This window comes from Prevotella sp. HMSC077E09, from assembly GCF_001814685.1.
In the GTDB taxonomy this organism is placed as follows: Bacteria; Bacteroidota; Bacteroidia; order Bacteroidales; family Bacteroidaceae; genus Prevotella; species Prevotella oris.
Map to the genome: position 1 here is coordinate 1 of NZ_KV817591.1, position 1,951 is coordinate 1,951.

Annotated in this window: 3 protein-coding genes; all 3 read left to right on the plus strand. The window is 48.0% G+C overall.

The features are described 5' to 3' along the window. The coding region (gene traM / locus HMPREF2983_RS11185; RefSeq protein ID WP_141757661.1) for a conjugative transposon protein TraM at positions 1-340 on the plus strand (340 nt) is incomplete at its 5' end. A 48-nt stretch (positions 341-388) separates the two neighbouring features. Further along, positions 389-1,339, plus strand: a complete 951-nt coding sequence (traN, locus tag HMPREF2983_RS11190) for a conjugative transposon protein TraN (RefSeq protein WP_070668431.1) — start codon at positions 389-391, stop codon at positions 1,337-1,339. Continuing rightward, positions 1,333-1,926 carry a conjugal transfer protein TraO gene (locus tag HMPREF2983_RS11195; protein ID WP_070668435.1) on the plus strand — a complete coding sequence of 198 codons (594 nt, stop codon included), beginning with the start codon at positions 1,333-1,335 and terminating at the stop codon, positions 1,924-1,926. Before traN ends, HMPREF2983_RS11195 begins: the two co-directional genes overlap by 7 nt. Positions 1,927-1,951 lie beyond the last annotated feature (25 nt).

Consider the following 1,951-nt stretch of genomic DNA (forward strand, 5'->3'; position numbering starts at 1 on the left):
CGCTAAGATTGAGGGTAACCGTATGCACCTGCTTATCAAAAGCATTGAGATGGACGGGCATATCATAGCCGTCAAGCTCTCGGCATACGACACAGATGGGCAGGAGGGTGTGTATATACCTGGTTCGGAGGACATCAATGCGCTTAAGGAAGTCGGGGCGAACATCGGCGATTCAATGGGAACCTCCTTTACCTTCGCTTCCTCTGCCAAAGACCAGATTATCTCCGAGGCTGCCCGTGGGGTGATGCAGGGTGCAAGTCAGCTGCTTCAGAAGAAACTGCGCACCGTCAAGGTAACGCTCAAGGGTGGCTACCGCCTTTTCTTGGTTCAGTCCAAATAAAACAATCGAAAATGATAAGTAAAAAATAACATCAAATCAAAAGGAACAATGAAGAAAATTATTTTATCAATGGCTATGCTTGCCATGGTGGGAGCAACAGCCACAGCACAGGAAAACAATGATGGTCTGACACCAAGCCGTCCGCTTACTTCGGGAGAGCTTTTTCAAGGTATGAGCCGTGCCATTCCAACGGGGCGTGTCGTACTGCCGTATGGTCTGGACGTTACCTTTGACAAGACCGTGCATCTTATCTTCCCTTCTGCCATTCGCTATGTAGACTTAGGTTCACAGAACATCATCGCAGGGAAGGCGGAGGATGCAGAGAACGTACTACGTGTAAAGGCTTCAGTGAAGGACTTTGAGACGGAGACCAATATCACTGTCATCTGTGAGGACGGCTCATTTTACGCTTTTAATATAAAGTATGCCGATGAGCCGGAGAAGTTGAGCATAGAGATGAAAGACTTCTTGTCACCAACGGACGGACGCCTGCCAAGCAACCGCTCTGATATTTACTTTAAGGAACTTGGCAACGAGTCGCCCGTATTAGTAAAGCTGATGATGCAGACCATCTATCAGAATGACAGACGCTGCATTAAGCACATTGGTGCACAGCAGTTCGGTATGAAGTTCCTGCTTCGTGGCTTGTATGCCCATAATGGCTTGCTGTATTTCCACACTCGTATGGAAAACGGTACGAATATGCCGTACTCGGTGGATTTTATCACCTTTAAGGTGGTGGATAAGAAGATGGCGAAGCGCACCGCTATACAGGAACAAGTATTGCAGCCACTTCGCGCCTATCATCAAGTGATGCAGGTGCGGGGTATGGGCAGTGAACACACTGTGTTTGCGCTCGAGCAGTTCTCTCTTGCAGAAGACAAGCAGCTTGAAGTGACGCTCTATGAGCGAAATGGCGGTCGTACACTGACTTTTTATGTAACGGCAGAGGACCTGCTGCTGGCAAAGAGGATTGATAACCTCAAACTGAAATGGTAGACATTATGAAGAAGAAAATCATTTTATCGGTTTGTGCAGCGGTGGCAATGGCTTTTAGCTTGCCATCGCAGGCACAGCGACTGATACCCAAGCAAAGGGGAATAGAGGTCGTGGGGAGTGTTCCGCTTATCAAGGGTGAAAAGTTCCTTGCAGCTGACAATTTCGGCATGGGAGCATCACTTACCCGATATCTGGGTTGTGAGAACTATACCTTTGTTATGGCAGAGTATGAACAGCAGAATATGCCGTACAGAAGTTATAACGTAAAACTCAAGGATGCACTCTTGCAGGTGGGCTATATGCACCCTGTTTTCTCCGACAGAGGTAAGAACATGTTTCTCTATGGTGGTATATCCGCTTTGGGTGGCTATGAGCAGCTGAACGAGGATAAAAAGCTGCTACTCGATGGGGCAACACTGCTCGACCGCTCCCGCCTTGTCTATGGCGGTGCCGTGCATGGTTCGGTGGAAGTGTTTCTAACGGACAGGGTTCTCTTTCTTGTAAAGGCGCAGGGACGTTTCCTCTTTGGAACGGACGTGCATCGTTTCCGTCCGGCTGTTTCTGCAGGACTAAGGTTTAACTTTTAAGTAGAAGAAAAGATGAAGAAGATAT